Annotated in this window: 13 protein-coding genes and 1 pseudogene; 5 read left to right on the top strand and 9 right to left on the bottom strand. The window is 70.2% G+C overall.

Translation table 11 applies throughout. The annotated features are described in order from the left end of the window. Positions 1-3 precede the first annotated feature (3 nt). The 3 genes and pseudogenes from ACG0Z3_RS17950 (at position 4) to mmsB (ending at position 2882) form a co-directional block, all read left to right on the top strand. On the top strand, positions 4-1164 hold the full coding sequence (locus ACG0Z3_RS17950; protein WP_394399960.1) for an acyl-CoA dehydrogenase family protein: 1161 nt from the start codon (positions 4-6) through the stop codon (positions 1162-1164). Positions 1165-1177: 13 nt separating this feature from the next. Continuing rightward, positions 1178-1959 (top strand): annotated as a pseudogene (locus tag ACG0Z3_RS17945) (enoyl-CoA hydratase). 26 nt (positions 1960-1985) lie between these two features. Beyond that, on the top strand, positions 1986-2882 hold the full coding sequence (gene mmsB, locus ACG0Z3_RS17940) for a 3-hydroxyisobutyrate dehydrogenase (protein WP_394399958.1): 897 nt from the start codon (positions 1986-1988) through the stop codon (positions 2880-2882). Here the strand turns inward: mmsB and ACG0Z3_RS17935 are convergent. Continuing rightward, the gene (locus tag ACG0Z3_RS17935; RefSeq protein WP_394399956.1) at positions 2866-3714 is read right to left on the bottom strand and encodes a uroporphyrinogen decarboxylase/cobalamine-independent methonine synthase family protein; all 849 of its coding nucleotides are present in this window, start codon (positions 3712-3714) and stop codon (positions 2866-2868) included. The two genes, mmsB and ACG0Z3_RS17935, sit on opposite strands and share 17 nt — an antisense overlap. Positions 3715-3809: 95 nt before the next feature. On the opposite strand from ACG0Z3_RS17935, the gene ACG0Z3_RS17930 reads away from it, so the two are divergent. After that, the gene (locus ACG0Z3_RS17930; RefSeq protein WP_394399954.1) at positions 3810-4733 is read left to right on the top strand and encodes a LysR family transcriptional regulator; all 924 of its coding nucleotides are present in this window, start codon (positions 3810-3812) and stop codon (positions 4731-4733) included. Here ACG0Z3_RS17930 and ACG0Z3_RS17925 read toward each other — a convergent pair. Continuing rightward, the gene (locus ACG0Z3_RS17925; RefSeq protein ID WP_394399952.1) at positions 4720-5619 is read right to left on the bottom strand and encodes a LysR family transcriptional regulator; all 900 of its coding nucleotides are present in this window, start codon (positions 5617-5619) and stop codon (positions 4720-4722) included. The genes ACG0Z3_RS17930 and ACG0Z3_RS17925 overlap by 14 nt on opposite strands. Positions 5620-5718: 99 nt before the next feature. Between ACG0Z3_RS17925 and metE the strand changes: the two genes are divergently transcribed. Beyond that, complete coding sequence (gene metE, locus ACG0Z3_RS17920; protein ID WP_394399950.1) at positions 5719-8010, top strand: 5-methyltetrahydropteroyltriglutamate--homocysteine S-methyltransferase; 2292 nt, start codon at positions 5719-5721, stop codon at positions 8008-8010. A 3-nt stretch (positions 8011-8013) separates the two neighbouring features. Here metE and ACG0Z3_RS17915 read toward each other — a convergent pair whose 3' ends face one another. The 7 genes from ACG0Z3_RS17915 to ACG0Z3_RS17885 are packed head-to-tail and all read right to left on the bottom strand — an operon-like array spanning position 8014 to position 16974. After that, the gene (locus tag ACG0Z3_RS17915) at positions 8014-9798 is read right to left on the bottom strand and encodes a secretin N-terminal domain-containing protein (RefSeq protein ID WP_394399948.1); all 1785 of its coding nucleotides are present in this window, start codon (positions 9796-9798) and stop codon (positions 8014-8016) included. Next, positions 9795-10196 carry a hypothetical protein gene (locus ACG0Z3_RS17910; RefSeq protein ID WP_394399946.1) on the bottom strand — a complete coding sequence of 134 codons (402 nt, stop codon included), beginning with the start codon at positions 10194-10196 and terminating at the stop codon, positions 9795-9797. Before ACG0Z3_RS17910 ends, ACG0Z3_RS17915 begins: the two co-directional genes overlap by 4 nt. Further along, positions 10193-10870 carry a hypothetical protein gene (locus tag ACG0Z3_RS17905; RefSeq protein WP_394399944.1) on the bottom strand — a complete coding sequence of 226 codons (678 nt, stop codon included), beginning with the start codon at positions 10868-10870 and terminating at the stop codon, positions 10193-10195. The genes ACG0Z3_RS17910 and ACG0Z3_RS17905 overlap by 4 nt, the downstream gene beginning before the upstream one ends. Further along, entirely contained in the window at positions 10867-11538 is a 672-nt protein-coding gene (locus ACG0Z3_RS17900) for a PilN domain-containing protein (protein ID WP_394399942.1), read from the bottom strand. Before ACG0Z3_RS17900 ends, ACG0Z3_RS17905 begins: the two co-directional genes overlap by 4 nt. Beyond that, positions 11538-12533 (bottom strand): hypothetical protein, encoded by a 996-nt coding sequence (locus tag ACG0Z3_RS17895; protein WP_394399940.1) that lies wholly within the window; start codon positions 12531-12533, stop codon positions 11538-11540. Before ACG0Z3_RS17895 ends, ACG0Z3_RS17900 begins: the two co-directional genes overlap by 1 nt. Further along, positions 12533-16513, bottom strand: a complete 3981-nt coding sequence (locus ACG0Z3_RS17890) for a DUF6701 domain-containing protein (protein ID WP_394399938.1) — start codon at positions 16511-16513, stop codon at positions 12533-12535. The genes ACG0Z3_RS17895 and ACG0Z3_RS17890 overlap by 1 nt, the downstream gene beginning before the upstream one ends. Then, the gene (locus ACG0Z3_RS17885; RefSeq protein WP_394399936.1) at positions 16510-16974 is read right to left on the bottom strand and encodes an agglutinin biogenesis protein MshP; all 465 of its coding nucleotides are present in this window, start codon (positions 16972-16974) and stop codon (positions 16510-16512) included. Before ACG0Z3_RS17885 ends, ACG0Z3_RS17890 begins: the two co-directional genes overlap by 4 nt. Between the last annotated feature and the right edge of the window lies 1 nt (position 16975).

The raw sequence follows: 16975 nt of genomic DNA, 5'->3' as shown, positions 1-16975 counted from the left end.
GCGATGGACTTCGAACTAAGCGAAGACCAGCGTGCCTTCGCTGCCACCGCGCGCAGCTTTGCGCACAGCGAGCTGGCGCCGTTCGCCGCGCAATGGGACCGCGAGCACGTCTTCCCGCGCGATACGCTGCGCGCGGCCGGCGAGCTGGGCTTTTGCGGCCTGTACGCGCCCGAGCGCATTGGCGGCCTGGCGCTGCCGCGGCTGGACGCGACGCTGGTGTTCGAGGAACTGGCTGCGGCCGATCCGTCGACGACAGCCTTCCTCACCATCCACAACATGGCCACCTGGATGCTTGGCATCTGGGGCAGCGATGCCGTGTGCGAGCGCTGGGGCGCCGACCTGGTGAGCGGCGCCAAGCTGGCGTCCTACTGCCTGACCGAACCCGGCGCTGGCTCCGATGCCGGCTCGCTGAAGACGCGTGCCGAGTGGGATGGCGCCCAGTGGGTGCTGAACGGTGGCAAGGCCTTCATCTCGGGTGCGGGCGCGACCGATGTGCTCATCGTCATGGCGCGCACCGGCGGCGCCGGGCCGTCGGGCGTGTCGGCCTTCGTCGTGCCGGCCGATGCGCCGGGCGTCAGCTACGGCAAGCAGGAGCACAAGATGGGCTGGAACAGCCAGCCGACGCGCACCATCGCGTTCGACGGCGTGCGCGTCGGCGCGGAGGCGCTGCTGGGCGCCGAAGGCGAGGGCTTCAAGCTCGCGATGAAGGGGCTGGACGGCGGGCGCATCAACATCGCCACCTGCTCGGTGGGCGCCGCGCAGGGCGCGCTGGATGCCGCGCGCCGCTACCTGCACGACCGCCGCCAATTCGGCCAGCCGCTGGCCAGCCTGCAGGCGCTGCAGTTCCGCATCGCCGACATGGCCACCGAGTTGGTGGCCGCACGCCAGATGGTGCGCCTGGCCGCCGCCAAGCTGGACGCCGGCCATGCCGAGGCGTCCACCTACTGCGCGATGGCCAAGCGTTTCGCGACTGACGCGGGCTTCACCGTCTGCAACGAGGCGCTGCAGCTGCACGGCGGCTATGGCTACCTGAACGAGTTCCCGCTGGAGCGGCTGGTGCGCGATACCCGCGTGCACCAGATCCTCGAAGGCACCAACGAAATCATGCGTGTCATCGTGTCCCGCCGCGTGCTGCAGGACGACGCCGGTGACGCCATCCGCTGAACAAGGAATCGACATGACGGACCACACCGGCCTGAAGCTCGAAAAGCGCGGCCACACCGCCCTCGTCACGCTGCACAACCCGCCCGCCCACACCTGGACGGCCGACAGCCTCGCGGCGCTGACGCGCCTGGTGCACGACCTGAACGCCGATCGTGAGATCTACGCGCTGATCATCACCGGCGATGGCGAGAAGTTCTTCAGCGCCGGCGCCGACCTGAAGCTGTTTGCCGACGGCGACAAGGGCGTGGCGGCGACCATGGCCAAGCGCTTCGGCGACGCCTTCGAGGCGCTGTCTGCTTTCCGCGGCGTCAGCATCGCGGCCATCAACGGCTATGCGATGGGGGCGGGCTCGAATGTGCGCTGGCCTGCGACCTGCGCGTCGTCGAGAGCCACGCGGTGATGGCATTGCCCGAGGCTGCCGTGGGCCTGCTGCCCTGCGCGGGCGGCACGCAGTGGCTGACCTGGACCGTCGGCGAGAGCTGGGCCAAGCGCATGGTGCTGCTGGGCGAGCGCGTGGACGCCGCCACGGCGCTGCGCATCGGCCTGGCCGACGAGGTTGCCGACAAGGGCCAGGGTCTGGCCCGCGCATTGCAGATGGCAGAAACCGTGCAGAAGCAGAGCCCCAGCAGCGTCGCCGCCTGCAAGCGGCTCATCCAGGGCGCACGCCACATGCCGGCCCAGCAGGTGCTGATCCAGGAACGCGAACTGTTCGTCGGCCTGTTCGACACGGAGGACCAGCGCGAAGGCGTCAACGCCTTCCTGGGCAAGCGCGCGCCGAAGTGGAAGAACGGCTGATCCAGCCTCAATACGGAGACAAACACATGAGCACACGCATCGCCTTCCTCGGCCTGGGCAACATGGGCGGCCCGATGGCTGTCAACCTGGCCAGGGCCGGTCACGCCGTGCAGGCCTTCGACCTCAGCGCCGAGGCCTGTGCCAAGGCGGCCGATCAAGCCGGCGTGAGCATCGCCGCCACGGCCGCTGCCGCCGTGGACGGCGCGCAGGTCGTCATCTCCATGCTGCCGGCCAGCCGGCATGTGGAGGCGCTGTACCTCGCGGACGACGGCCTGTTGGCCCGGCTGCCGGCCGGCACGCTGGTCATCGACTGCAGCACCATCGCGCCGGCCTCGGTGCTGAAGGTGGCGCAGGCGGCCAGTGCGCGCGGCATCGCGATGCTGGACGCACCGGTGTCCGGCGGCACGGCCGGAGCGGCGGCCGGCACGCTGACCTTCATCGTTGGCGGCGAGGCTGAAGTGCTAGAGCGCGCGCGCCCACTGCTGCAGGCCATGGGCAAGAACATCTTCCACATGGGCGCCAGCAGCGCCGGCCAGGTAGCCAAGCTGTGCAACAACATGGCGCTGGGCGTCATCATGGCCGTTACTGGCGAGGCGCTGGCCCTGGGAGCAGCCCATGGGCTGGATGCCAAGGTGCTGTCGCAGATGATGGCCGTCAGCACCGGCCGCAGCTGGGCCACCGAGGTGTGCAACCCCTGGCCCGGCGTGCTGGAGAACGCGCCGGCCTCGCGCGGCTACACCGGCGGCTTCGGCAACGACCTGATGCTCAAGGACCTGGGCCTGGCCGTCGAGGCCGCGATGGGCGTGGGCGCCACGATTCCGCTGGGCGAGCTGGCGCGCAACCTCTATGCGCTGAACAAGCAGGCCGGCCGCGGCGGGCTGGATTTCTCCAGCGTCGTGAAGCTGATCAGCGACAAGGCCTGAAGTCCTCGCGCCACAGTGCACGGCGCAGGGCGCCCAGCTGCGCGGCGGCGGCCGCGCCCGGCGGCTGGGCCAGCCAGATGCGGCCACCGCGCAGCGCGCGGATCTCGCGCGCCACGGCCAGCGGTGCGCTGGCGCGGCTGAGGTCCAGCGACAGCTCGCGCTCCCATGGCAGCCGTCGGGCCAGCTGGGGCAGGGCGGCTGCGCCAGCATCCACCTGCAGGCCGGCCACCGGCAGCTCGCAGGCCAGCGTCAGGTTGTCCTCATCCGGCAGCGCGCCGGCCGCGATCAGCAGAGGCTGGTCGACCCGGCTCAGGCGGCCATAGGCCTCGCGCAGCGCCTGTTGCCAGGCGGGCGACAGCGGCTGTGACAACAGCGGCTCGTCCAGCTGCACCCATGTCACGCCTCGCGCGGCCAGCCGCGTCAACAAAGCCACGTAGACATCCAACAGCCCGGGTAGCCGGCGCAGGCGGTCGCCGCCCGGCTGGGCCTCGGCGCACAGCGACAGCAGGCTCACCGGGCCCAGCAGCGCTACCTTGGGGCTGGCGGGACGCGCGATGACGGCATCCACCCGCGCGAGCAGGGGCTCGGCCAGCAGCGCAAAGCTGCTGGCGTCGTCGAGCACGGGGCGGCGGTAGGGCTGGCCGGTCCAGGGACAGGTTGCCGTCTCGGTCGGGGCCTCGCAGCCGAGCAGCTGCCAGTGGGCCTGCAGGCCGTCGGCCATGGGCGGCTCACCCACGGTCAGCAGGTCCAGTGCGGCCGTTGGCGCTGCCGTGGCATCGAACGCTGGGGAGGATGGCCAGTGCCAGGCGTGGGAATCATGAATCCGGATCATGGAAGGCTTGATGTGGATGAAATTGGTTCGCATCATTCCTGCCGCACGACTATGATTCAAACGAAATAATTTCAGGCTAACCAATAGGTTAATTCATGATGACGCCTCTGGAGCTGCGCCACTTGCGCACGCTGGCCGCACTGCGCGAGGCGGGCAACCTGTCGCGCGCGGCGCAGGCGCTCAACCTCACGCAGTCGGCGCTGTCGCACCAGCTCAAGGCGCTGGAGGTGCACTACGGCACCGAGCTGTTCGCGCGCAAGAGCCAACCCCTGGTGTTCGGCGTCGCCGGCCAGCGGCTGCTGGCGCTGGCCGACCTGGTGTTGCCGCAGGTGGACGCGGCCGAGGCCGACATGCGCCGGCTGGTGGCCGGCTCGGCGGGCCAGTTGCGCATTGCGGTCGAGTGCCACACCTGCTTCGACTGGCTGATGCCGGCCATGGACGCTTTCCGCGAGCGCTGGCCGGAGGTGGAGCTGGACATCGTGTCTGGCTTCCACACCGACCCCGTCGGCCTGCTGCACCAGGACCGCGCCGAGCTGGCCATCGTCTCCGACGTGGACGCAGGCGAAGGCGGCGTGGTGGTACACCCGCTGTTCAGCTTCGAGATCGTCGCGCTGCTGCGCAAGGGCCATGCGCTGCTGGCGCGCCCGTGGCTGGCGGCCGCCGATTTCGCGGCCGAGACGCTGATCACCTACCCGGTACCCGACGACATGCTGGACCTCGTGCGCCAGGTGCTGCAGCCGGCTGGCATCAACCCGCCGCGCCGCACCAGCGAGCTGACGGTGGCCATCTTGCAGCTCGTGGCCAGCGGCCGCGGCGTGGCAGCGCTGCCGCTGTGGGCGGTGGAGGGCTATCTGGCGCGCGGCTACGTGGCACGGCAGCGCATCGGTGCGCAGGGGCTGACCGGCCGGCTCTACGCCGTCAGCACCCCATCCCTGGCGGCCAAGCCCTTCCTGGCCGACTTCGTGCGCATCATGCGCGAGACCTCGCGCTTGCACCTGCCCAACGTCAGCCTGCTGTAGCGGCGCCGCTGCGGCGGGCCAGGTCGATGAAGGCCTGCAGATAGTCCACCTGCAGCTCGCTCTCGCGGGCGCCGAGGTAGATCTGCTTGGCCACGCCGTGCTCGCCGAGCTTGACCGGCACGATGTCCAGCCGGGCCGAGTACTCCTGCACCAGCCAGCGCGGTAGCGCGGCCACGCCGCGGCCGCTGGCCACCATTTGCAACATGATGTCCGTCGTCTCGATGGGCTTGTGCTGGCGCGGCGTGATGCCGGCGGGCAGCAGGAACTGCGTGTAGACGTCCAGCCGCTCCACCGCGACGGGGTAAGTGATGAGCACCTCCTCCGCCAGCTGTGCTGGCAGCACATGGGCCGCGCCGGCCAGCGCATGGCGCTCGCTCACCACCAACACCTGTTCGTAGTCGAACACCGGCTCGTAGTGCAGGCCCGGCTTGTGCAGCGGGTCGGGTGTGACGAGCAGGTCGATCTCGTGCCCGAACAGCGCGGCTATGCCGCCGAACTGGAACTTCTGGCGTACATCCACCTCCACGTCCGGCCAGGCCTCGAGGTAGGGCGAGACGATCTTCAGCAGCCACTGGTAGCAAGGGTGGCACTCCATGCCGATGCGCAGCGCGCCCCGCGTGCCGGCCGCGAACTGGCGCACCCGCTGCTCGGCCATGTCCAGCTGCGGCAGCAGCCGGTTGGCCACAGCCAGCAGGTACTCGCCGGCCTGCGTCAGGCGCAGCGAGCGGCCCTCGCGCAGCCAGATGTCCGTACCCAGCTGGCCTTCCAGCTTCTTCATCGCGTGGCTCAGCGCGGACTGCGTCAGGCACAGCACGCCAGCCGCGGCCGTCAGCGAACCTTGGCGGTCGACTTCGCGAATGATGGCCAGGTGGGCGCGCTCAAGCATGAATGAAATCGATCGATCTCTGAAAAATGACCATTTTACTTCATGGTTTTCGATTCCTAGCATGCCGCTCCCTGCACTTCACTCCCTGGCCAGACCGACATGACCCGCACCCACAACCTTGGCTTTCCCCGCATCGGCGCGCGCCGCGAACTCAAGTTCGCGCTGGAGGCCTACTGGCAAGGCCGCAGCAGCGCGGCTGAGCTGAACACCCAGGCCGCACTGCTGCGCGAGCGCCACTGGGCGGCGCAGGCCGCAGTGGACCTCGTACCTGTCGGTGACTTCTCGCTCTACGACCAGGTGCTGGACATGAGCTTCACGTTGGGCCACCTGCCGCAGCGCTTCCAGGGCTTCGACGGCCCGGAGCTGGACAACTACTTCCGCGTCGCCCGCGGGCGGTCGGCCCCGCAGGTCGCGGGGCACGGCGCCTGCTGCGGCGTCGCAGCCGGCGAAATGACCAAGTGGTTCGACAGCAACTACCACTACATCGTTCCAGAGTTCCGGGCCGGTCAGACCTTCCACCTGGACGCCTCGCGACTGCTGCAGCAGCTGGCCGAGGCCCAGGCCCAGGGCCGGCATGCCAAGCCGGTGCTGATCGGTCCGCTAACCTACCTGGCGCTCGGCAAGGCCAAGGACGGCAGCGAGCGCCTGGACCTGCTGTCGCCATTGCTGGCGGTCTATGCCGAGCTGCTGGACACGTTGGCGGCGCACGGCGCCCGCTGGGTGCAGATCGACGAGCCGCTGCTGGCGACCGAGCTCGACCCTGGCTGGGCCCAGGCATACCGGGATGCCTATGCCGTGCTGGGCACGCGCCGCGCGCAGCTGCTGGTGGCCACCTATTTCGGCCCGCTGCGCGAGAACCTGCCACTGCTCGCCGAGCTGCCGGTGCAGGGCGTGCACCTGGACGCCGTCAACGCCCGGGACGAGGTGGCGCCGCTGTTGGCCGCCTTGCCGGGCGACCGTGTGCTGTCGCTGGGCGTCATCAACGGCCGCAACATCTGGCTCACCGACCTGAACGCCACGCTGGACTGGCTGGAGCCCGTGGCCCGACAACTGGGCGAGCGGCTCTGGCTGGCGCCGTCCTGCTCGCTGCTGCACGTGCCGGTGGACCTGGCCCAGGAGCAGCAACTGGACGCCGAGCTCAGGTCCTGGCTGGCCTTCGCGCTGCAGAAGCTGGACGAGCTGGCGCTGCTGGCGCGCGCGCTGCGCGAGGGGCGCGCCGCCGTGCAGGCCGAATTGGCCGCCAATGCCGCAGCGCTTGCGGGACGGCGGGCGTCCCCGCGCGTGCACAACCCGGCGGTCGCGCAGGCCCTGGCCCGCGTGGATGCCAGGCTGGGCCAGCGCCCCTCGCCGCATGCGCAACGCGCCGCCACGCAGGCTGCGCGGTTGCAGCTGCCCGCCTTTCCCACGACCACCATCGGCTCCTTCCCGCAGACGGCCGAGATCCGCCAGGCCCGCAGCCGCTTCAAGGCCGGCGAGGTCACGGCCGCGGCTTACGACGACGCGATGCGCCGAGAGATCGCGCATTGCGTGAAGGCCCAGGAGACGCTGGGGCTGGACGTACTGGTGCACGGCGAGGCCGAGCGCAACGACATGGTGGAGTACTTTGGCGAGCAACTGGTCGGCTATGCCTTCAGCCAGTTCGGCTGGGTGCAGAGCTATGGCTCACGCTGCGTGAAGCCGCCCCTGCTGTTCGGCGACATCAGCCGCCCGCGGCCCATCACCGTGGCCTGGAGCCGCCATGCACAGTCACTGACTGAGCGGCCCATGAAGGGCATGCTGACCGGGCCGGTGACCATGCTGAACTGGTCCTTCGTGCGCGACGACCAGCCGCGCGCCATCACCTGCCGGCAGCTCGCGCTGGCGCTGCGCGAGGAGGTGCTGGATCTGGAGCGCGCCGGCCTGCCCATCATCCAGATCGACGAGGCCGCGTTGCGCGAGGGCCTGCCGCTGCGCCGCGCTCAGTGGGGCGATTACCTGGACTGGGCCGTGGCTTGCTTCCGCCTGATGGCGGGCGGCGTGGCCGACGCGACGCAGATCCACACCCACATGTGCTACTCGGAGTTCAGCGACATCCTGCCGGCTATCGCGGCCATGGACGCCGACGTCATCACCATCGAGACCTCGCGCTCGGACATGGCGTTGCTGGACGCCTTCCGCAGCTTCCGCTACCCCAACCAGATTGGCCCGGGCGTCTACGACATCCACTCGCCCAACATCCCCAGCCAGGCGGACATCGTGACGCTGATGAAACGTGCTGCTGAGCGGGTGCCGGCCGAGCGTTTGTGGGTCAACCCGGACTGCGGGCTCAAGACCCGGCAGTGGGCCGAGGTGACCCCGGCTCTGCAACGCATGGTGGCCGCCGCCCGGCAGCTGCGTGCCGAGCTGGGCTGAGCCTCATTTGGCCGGGGCCGGGGCGGGGCCGTCCAGCCGGATGACGCGACGGGCGCGGCTCTCGGTGTCGCTCAGCGACTCGCTGACCAGCCGGTTGTGCTGCGCCCAGTCGTCCGCGCTGCGGATGATGCTGGGCTTGATCAGCACCACCAGCTCGCGCTTGCGGCCGCTGTTGGCGCGGTTGCCGAACAGTGTCGATGTCAGCGGGTTCGCGTCCGCGCCGGGCAGGCCTGAGCCGCGCCGCGACGACTCCATCTGCATCAGCCCGCCGATGGCCACGATGTGGCCGTCGGGGATGCGCACCACGGTGTCGCTCTCGTTGACGCTGGCGCTGGCCAGCGGCAGGCGGAAGTTGCCCACCTCGCCCAGGTCCACTTGCTTGACCTTTTCGGTGACGGCCGACACCGACGGGTGGATGTGCAGCGTGATCATGTCGGCCGCGTCGATCTGCGGCGTCACGTCCAGCGCGATGCCGCTGAAGAAGGGCGTCAGCGTCAGCGTCGGGATCTGGTTGGTGGTGTTGCCGTTGGTGCCGGTACTGGTGCCGCTGTTGCTGCCGCTGATGCCGGTGATGAAGTAGTCGTCCGTGCCCACCTTGAGCACGGCCTTCTGGTTGTTCAGCGTCGCGATGCGTGGGCTGGACAGGATCTGCGTGTCGCCGTGGCTCTCGACGAAGCTCAGCAGCGCCTGGAAGCCGCCACGCGCCAGCGCCAGGCCGAAGGTGCCGCCGCCGGCCGAGGGCAGGGGGATGAGGTCGGGCCAGCTGGGGCTTTGCGTGCCGCTGGACAGCGTGGGCAGGCCGCGCGTGTTGCTGACCAGCGGGTTGATGATGCTGTTCACGCCGCTCGGTGTGGACGGGTTGGCGCTGGTCTGGCCGATGGCGCCGCGCTCGCCCACGCGCGACCAGTCGATGCCGCTCTGGTAGCCCTCGCGCAGCTCGACCTCCACGATCTTGGCCTCCAGCATGACCTGGCGCTCCACCGCAATGCGCGTGGCCTTGAGCCAGGCCTCCACGTGGCGCAGCTCTTCGGGCATGGCGCGCACGGCTACCGTGCCGGTCTGCGGGCTGGTGATGACGGTACGGCCCTCGCCGCTGCCCACCAGCGCCCGCAGCGCGGCGGCGGTCTCGGCCCAGAAGTCGGTGGCGACCTTGGTGCTGAGCTGGCTGCTCTCCTGCTGCTGCACGCTGCTACCGCCGCTGCCGCCGCCGGAGGCGCCTGCGCCTGTGCTGCCCCCACTGCCACCACTGCCACCACTGCCAATAGGCGCGGCGCCCGAGCTCACGCGCACCTCGCTGCGGCCGCTGCGCTGGTGGGCCAGCGCGTTGATCGTGAACACGCGGGTCTGCAGCGTGGGCGGGAAGACGGTGATGCGGCGGCCGTCGATGGTGTAGTCGAAGCCGTAGACGTCGCGGATGGCGTCCAGCGACTCGCGGATCGTGACGTCCTTGAGCGTTACCGACAGCTGCCCCGTCACGGTGGGGTGCACCAGCATGCTGTAGCGCGTGTCGCTGACCAGGGACAAGAACACGTCGCGCGCCGGCGCGCCGTTAACGATGAGGTCGAAGCGCGGCTCCGGCGGCGCGGCAGGCGCGGGGGCAGGCACCGGCAGCGCCTGGGCGGCGCGCTCCACCGCGGCGGCCGGCGCAGGGCGGGGCGCCTGCAGCTCGTCACGCAGGGCCTGGCTGGGCTGGGCCACGCGCAGCGGCTTGTCGGCGCAGCCGGCCAGCAGCGCGAGGGCGGCGCTCAGCAACAGCAGGCGCGGGAGTCGGGGGGCGGGAGCCTTCATGGCTGCTTCTCCTTGGAATGCTTGGGCGCGGCGCGGGCAGGCGCGGGCGGGCGTTTCTCGACGCCGCTGTACAGCGACTCGCGGCGCAGCTGGCCGGCCTCGCGTAGCCACACAGCCTGCTCGGTGATGCGTTCGATGCGGGCGCCGTCGAGCTGCTCCCCCACGGCGTAGCGGCGGCCGCGCTGCACGACGTAGCCCCGGCCGTTACTGAAGATGACCTGGCGGATGCCGGCCCGTTCGGCAGACGCGCTGGAAGCCGGCGTCGACGCGGCCATCGCGCTTCGCAGCGCCTCCGGCCAGGCCGTCGGGTCGCGCTGGCCTTCCTGCGCTATCACGAGCAGCGGCAGGGCTAGGCCAAGGCCCAGCAGCAGCGGAATCCAGGGCTTGGGCGGCTTCATGGCTGCACCTTCAACAGAAAGACCTGCGCGCGCAGCCGCGGCGCCTCGGCGCTGCTGCTGCTGAGCTGCATATCGCCCCAGCGCAGGCCGGGCAGTTCGCGCTCCAGTGCCTGCATCTCGCGCTGCAGCTCGGTGTAGCCGCCCTGCAGCTGTAGCTCCACGCCCTGCCAAGTGATGCCGGCCAGCGCGGCCGGTGCCGACGCGCCCGACTGCGGGGCGGCCACCGGTGCATCGGGCAGCAGTGTCAGCCGCTCCAGCACCAGGCCGGGCTGGCGGGCCAGCAGGCGCTGCAGCAGCACGGCCAGGTCCTGGCCGCCCCCGGCGCTGCCGTTCTTATGCAGTAGTTGCTCGTCCAACTGGGCACGCTCGGCGCTGGCGGCCTCCAACTGGGTTCTTAAGGCCAGGGCCGGGTCGCTGGTGGTGCGGCTGGTGGCCACGAACAGCTCGCGCAGCTGCGCCAGCTCGGCCTCCTGCTGGACGCGTGCGTCGCTGCGCTGTTTGGCGCGGGCCGTCTGTGGCGTGAGCACCAGGGTGTCGAACAGCGCGGCCAGCACGGCGACGAGGCTCAGGAAGAGGATGGCACGCTCGCGCAGGCTCAGCGCGTCGATGCGCCGCGCCTGGCGCTCCCAGACCGCACGCAGTGGTGCCAGGCTGATGGGCGTGGAGGCCTTCATCGCGCGGCCTCCGAGGCGCCGCCGGCCGGCGCGCTGACCACGCGGTAGGCCCACACCGGCACGCCGCTCTGGGCCAGCCGGTCGGCGGCAGGCAGCAGCGGCCTATCGGCGTCGCCCCCCGGCGCGCCCAGGCGTTCCACGCGTAGAGCGGTGAGTTGCTGGCCCGTCAGCAGCGGATGGGCCGACAGCTGCGCCAGCCAAGGGCGCAGCACGGCTGTGTTCAGCGTGCCGCCGCTGAGCTCCAGACGCCCGGGGGCGTAGCGTAGCTCGCCCAGCCAGGCCGAGGCCGGCAGGGTGCGCGCCACCAGGGCCAGCAGCTCCGAGTGGCGCTGGCCGGCGCCAGTGTCGCTGCCGGCCAGGCTGTGCAGCAGCGCGCGCCGCTGGGCGTTGCCGGCTTCCAGCGCCTGCAACTGCTGCTGCAGGGTGCCGGCATCCTGCGGCGCGGGCAGGCTCGCGCGGGCGGCAGTGAGTTGCTGGCGCTCGGCGGCGTAGCGGGCCAGCAGCGCCTGGTGCTCGACGTCGGCGGCGCGGTCGCGCTGTTGCAGCCACAGCGCGGTGACCAGTCCCACGGCCAGCAAGAGGGCGCTGGCCTGCAGCAGTGTCAGCGCAGAGAAGTGGCGCCGGGGCGCCAGCAGTATGGGAGTGAGGAGGTTGATCTGCTGGGCCATCACAGCTTTCTGGTGTCCAGGCGCAGCGCTGCGCCCAACAGCGGCAGGCAGGCGGCCCGTGCTTGAGCAGCGTCGCCCTCTGGCTCGGAAGCGCCAGGCGCGAAGGCGGCCAGCGCGTCCAGTGCCACCGTGCGCTGGCCCAGCTCGCGCTGGATCAGGGCGGCGAGTTCGGGACCGTGGGCGGCTGCGGCGACATACAGGCGCGCCAGTGGCAGGTCGGGCCAACTGCGCTCCCACACGTCGATGGAGCGCTGCAGCTCGACGATGAGCGGCGACTCCTGCGGCTCACCGCCGTCGAAGCTGCCGCCGGGCAGGTACTCGAAGCCCAGGGGCACCTCGGCCTCGAGCGCCTCGGGCGCCGCGCCAACCGCGCGCGCCAGCAGCCGCGGGTCGGCTTGCAGGCGGCGGGTGTAGAACAGCTCGTCGCCCACGCACACCACCAGCAGGCAGTGCTGGCCGTCGATGAGCACGGCTGCGCAGGCCCGGGCGGCCAGGTCGTCGGCCCGGGCTCGCGCCGCCACCAGATTGCGTAGTGCGGTCTCCCAGATGTCGACCGTGCGCACCTGATCATTGACGGCAGCGGCACCCTCGGCCAGCGCCTTGATGGCGCTGTTGCGCGCCGCGACGACAAACAGCTGCCGCGCGCTGGTGGCGTTGGGCCGCTCGGCGTCGCCGCCGACGTGCATGACATCCAGCGTCAGCTCGGCCACGTCGGCATCCACCAGTTCCTTGATCTGCCAGCGGGCGGCCGCCTTCAGTTCGTCCTGCGGCACACTGGGCGTGTCGACCTTCAGCACTTGGTAGTCGGTCGGGTCTAACAGGGCGATGGCGTCGCCGGCAGGGACCGGTCTTGACTCGGGCAGCAGGCCCCAGCGCAGCAGCCGGGCCGGTTGCTCGCCGGGCGGGCCGTCGGTCAGCACGAAGGCCCAGGCCTGTCCGTCACGTCGAAGCAGCAGGCGGTTCCCATTGCGGCGGGGTGACCAGGGCCAGCGCATCAATAGTTCTCCCGCTGGTAGAGCACGCCGTCGGCGCCGCGGTACAGCCCCCACGTCGCACGGGCGCTGGGGTCGCGCAGGGCGGAGGCGCTGCCGCACCAAGCGCCGCGCATTGCATTGAGGTTGGCACCGGCCGTGGCGGCGGTGGTCGGCGTCCAGCTCAGACAGGAAGCATCGGCATTGTTGGAGCCCAGCGCGATGGCGACGTCCACGCTGCCCACGCGCCCGCCGCCCGGCGCCGCCAGCGTGATGAAGGCGGGCTGCGTAGGGCTGACAGTGACGGCATTGGGGCTCATGACGGCGTCAGCCGTGGTGAGCGTCTTGCGGAAGTTGCCGAAGCTCAGGTTGGCGGCGGTGATGCGGGTGCAGGCGTCCAAGTCGTTGGTCTTGAAGGTGGCAGTGGTGCTGTCCCAGTATTGGGCGGTGAGCGGTAACCTGAGCGCTCGTTTTGCAGCGGCCATCGCATTCTGCAGTCGTAAGCGACCGTATCGGAGCGAAACCTGGCCAAGTAGCGCACGGTCTGCGCCGTCGGTGGGCGAATCGGTGTCGAGATTCAGCGTCAGCATGCCCACGCCGTCGCTGTCTACCGGGGCGATGCCGAACTGTGCATTGGGGAAGGGGCCGTCCGGGCTGCTGCCGCGCTGGCCGTTGGCGGTCAGGCTGACGTTGACGACGCCGCTGTTCCAGGTGCCGGCGCCGAAGGCCGTCGTCATGCGGCCTCCGGGCTTCCACATGGTCGTGCCAGAGATGCCTGCCACGTTGAAGTTGGCAGCGTTGCTCGCGTCGAACTTGGCGAAAGCGCCGGTGTAGTTCTGGGTGGTGCCGCCGGCTGCATTGCGCGCAGTGAGCCGGAACGCGAAGTTCATGCCCTCGCCCATGTAGCTGAAGGTGGAGGCCGGTGAGCAGCCCATGGAGCTGCGGTGCGTGACGACGAAGTTCCCGACGTCGAAGCCGGCGGGCACGAAGCGGCCCACGCGGCCGTCCTGCTCGCCGCTGGCCTTGAACACCAGCGCGTCAAGGTTCAGGCCAGCGGTGCCGAGGTAGGCGCCGACGACGGCGCTGGTGTTCAGCGCAAAGCTACCGACCTCGCTGTAGCTCAGCGTGCTGGTGCTGCCGACGCCGCTGCTGAAGCTGCTGATGACGTTGTTGGTCAGCGTGCCGGTGCTGCCGCCGCTAGGCGTCACGGAGCCGGCTGCCACCGTCAACGACACGGCGCTGTTGAAGCCTGTTGCCACGCCACCGGCCGACACCTGCGCCAGCGTGGCACCGCTGTTGGGCACGCCGTCGTTGTTGCTGTCGGCGCCGCTGCTCCATCGGTAGGCGGTGACGGTGGCCGAGAACGGCGCGCCGGCCTTGCCGAAGACGCTGTCGATCGCCGCGCTGCCGCCCGGGTTGGCCGTGCCGGCCAGTGTCAGCCCGTTGATGGCCAACGTGAAGGGGCGCACGGTCAACAGGTCGTTGTTGCTGGTGATGGCCGTGGCGGCATAGGCCAGCGAGTCGTCTTCCAGGCTCAGCGCGTACTTGCCGACGTTGGTCGTGGCCAGGCTGAAGGTGGCCACGCCAGCGTTGAAGCTCAGCGCCGTCAGATTGTTGCTGGCGGGCCGGGTGGCGGGCACGGTGAGCGCGGGGCTGACGACGCTGGGCGCCGCCCAGCTGCCGCCGCTATCAGTGCGCCACAGTTTGAGGTTGCGGGTGCCGGTGTAGTCGGTCGCGACGTTGCAGTTGCCGGTGCTCGGGTCCTTCTTGTAGAGGCGCACGCGCATGTCGTGGTTGCGGCCGGCCACGGCGACGAAACTGCCGCTGACGAGGTTGCCGGTGTCCTCATCCCACACGAAGGCGTTGTCGCGGTAGGTGATGGCGGCGGACGTGCTGCTGGTGCTGGAGACCACGCTGTCCACCGCCGTAGCCGTGAGGTTCTGCGCCAGGCTGTGGGCCAGCCGCAGCCTGACGACGCCCGCATCGCCCGCGGCAAAGGTGTAGCTGGCCTGGCCGCTGTTGGTGGCGCCGGGTGTCAGCGTGCCCGATGGCGCCGGGCCGGTGCCGGCGCTCCAGTCGCCATCGCCCGTGCTGGTGCTGAGGTTGACGGAGCCGGTGTAGTTGGTCAGCGTGTTGCCATTGCTGTCCCTCGCCGTGATCGTCAGCGTCTGCGGGGCGCAGGTGGAGGCGCTGCCCGTGCCGCTGAACGTGAAGCTGCTGATGGCCGGCAGTGGGCAGCTGCGCGAGCGACTGAGCTGGGCGCTGATGGCGCTGCTGGTGAGCAGGCCGCTGTAGACCTGAAGCTCGTCGATATTGCCGTTGAAGTGGAAGCCGCTGCTCCTTCCCTCACTGGAACTGGCCGACTCACCGCCGACAGTCGTGCCGCCGCTGCCGGTGGCCCAGGTGCTGGTGAAAGCCGAGCTGGCACTGGCCAGCAGCGTGCCGCTGGTGTTGTAGATCCGTAGCTCTGCCTGCTTGTGGGCACTGTCGACCAGCACCGCCACGTAGTACCAGGTGTTGGAGGCGACAACGGGGGCGCTGTCGAGGCAGAAAGTGCCGCTGTTGCAGTTCGCGTTTCCGGCACCGCTGCCGTTGGTCCCTCCCGTGGTGACAGCACCTGTTGCGCCGAGTCTCCGGTTGAAAAGTCGAATGGCGGCGCTGCCCGAGTCGCCCAGGCTCAGGGCCCAGCCGTTTTGGTTGTCGTCATGCGCGAAGATGCGCTGGTTCGCTGACGATGGCGAGCTGCTGCGTATCCAGGCCATGACGGTAAAGCTGCCGCTCAGCGCTGGAAAGCTGGCAGGCAACTGCACATAGGCGTGCGTGGTGCTGGGGCTGGCGCGGTTGAACTGGCCGTAGCCGCAACTGCCGCTGCTGGTGGTGCCATAGGCCGGCGAGCCGCTCAGCGTGGTCGCGACCGGTGTGCCGGCGGACGCCGTGGCCGCCTGGCCGTGATGGGCGTTGCCGCTGCTGTCGCGCACCTCGGCGGCGTTGCCGTTCCACGCGGTGGTCTCATCCATGCGGTAGTCGGCCAGCAGGCTGACGCTGGCCGCACAGGCCTGCGGCATGGCGTACGTGGAGTTGTTGGTGACGCAGCTGTTGCCGCAGCTGCTGCCGCAGCACACGCTGTGGATGCTGCTTTGATAGCCCAGCGTGATGCTGGCGCTGCCGGTGGAGCGCACGCAGGCCTGGGCCACGGCGTTCTGGTCGAAGCTGATGGTGCCGGTGGAGGTCTGCAGCGCGCCGACGACGGTGGCCGCGTAGCCCACCGCCACGTTGCCGGCCCCGCCGGTCAGCGTGCCGCCCACGCGCGACTCCTGCTCCAGCGTGACGGCGCCGCCGGTGCTGAGGTTGCCGTTCACGCGCGACTGGAAACCCAGGCTGACGTTGCCGTTGGTACTGACGTTGCCGGCCACCACGGCCCGCTGCACGATGGTGATGCTGCCGGTACCGGTCACGCTGCCGGTGACGCTGCTCGTCTCGCTGATGGTGATGCTGCCACTGCCACCCGACACATTGCCGGTGATGGTGCCGTTCTGGCCCGTGGTGATGGTTCCGGTGCCGCTGGTGGTGACATTGCCGGTCACCGAGGTCTGGTAGGCCAGCGAGATGTTGCCGCCATTGGCCGTCAGGTTGCCCACCAGGCTGACCGCGCCGCCGCCGGCGTCGTTGACGGCATTGGCGGTGATGTTGGCCTTGATGCGCGCCTGGTAACCCAGCGTCAGCGTGCCTTTGACGATCAGCGTGAGGTCGCTGGCGCTGCCGGCCTGGTTGATCTGCGCGTTCTCGGTGCCGAAGTTGCCGTTGATGGTCACCGTCGCTGGCTTGGGCGAGCTGACGGTGACCGTGTCGTTGTGGCCCAGGTTGCCGCCCTGGCAGGTGTAGCTGCTGCCACTGCGCGAGCAGCCCGGCGGCATGTTGTTGGGCAGGTCGTAGGCCACGGCCTGCGCGAGCGAGGGCAGGGCCAGCGCGGCGGTGGCGAGCAGGTGGACGAGCCGGCGGATCATGGCGTGGCGATGCTCAGGCTGCGGCTGAGCTGGCGCTCGGCGTAGGTGGGTTCGGTGGTCGCGGCATTGGGGCAGGCGCCGCTGGCCGGCAGATTGCAGGCCGTGGCCACCAGCGTGTAGAAGGCCAGCGCCTGATCGCCGTCGGCGACCGTGCCGCTGGCGGGCGTGCGCGTACAGCTGACCGTCACGGTGTTGCCCGCGAGCTGATCGGTCATTGCGATGCTGCGCGTGGCGAAGCAGGCCGGCTGGCCGCCGGCGCGCAGGATCTGGTGGCTGCCCCACTCCAGCCCGGCGAACGCCGCCTGGTAGGCCTTGGCGGCCGCCAGCTCGCCGGCGATGCCCAGCTGCTGGCGTTGGCTCAGCGCCGCCAGCGCCGTGCCCAGCGCGGCCAGCACCACGAGGATGAACAGCATGGACATCATCGTGAAGCCGCGAGGCGAGCGGGCGAAGCGCGTGTTCATA

It is taken from the genome of Pelomonas margarita (assembly GCF_043555875.1).
In the GTDB taxonomy this organism is placed as follows: domain Bacteria; phylum Pseudomonadota; class Gammaproteobacteria; order Burkholderiales; family Burkholderiaceae_C; genus Pelomonas; species Pelomonas margarita.
The sequence above is the reverse complement of the archived record's forward strand: the minus strand, read 5'-3'. Positions and strand labels throughout refer to the sequence as shown.